This is a genomic window from Olleya sp. Ti.3.14, from assembly GCF_038154885.1.
GTDB lineage: Bacteria > Bacteroidota > Bacteroidia > Flavobacteriales > Flavobacteriaceae > Olleya.
Genome location: NZ_JBAKAO010000101.1, coordinates 1 through 255, shown reverse-complemented (window position 1 = coordinate 255; position 255 = coordinate 1). Strand labels below are relative to the sequence as shown.

Below are 255 nucleotides of genomic sequence, written 5' to 3'. Positions count from 1 at the left end.
GTATTCCAGTAACAGTAACAGCAGGAGAAGTTGATGCAGATAACAACTTTGAGAATAGTCTAGCGCCAGGAAGTGTAAGCGGAACAATCGTAGATGAGAATGGCGATCCTGTATCAGGAATCGTAGTAACATTAGATGATGGCGATGCAGCAACAGTTGATCCAACAGTAACAACAGGCGTTGATGGAACCTATGAATTTACAGATGTACCAGTAGGAGACTATACAATAGTAGAAACAACACCAGCAAATACAA

1 protein-coding gene is annotated in these 255 nt (G+C 41.2%); it reads left to right on the top strand.

From position 1 onward, the window contains the following. The coding region (locus V6251_RS15455; protein WP_341589033.1) for a carboxypeptidase-like regulatory domain-containing protein at positions 1–255 on the top strand (255 nt) is incomplete at both ends.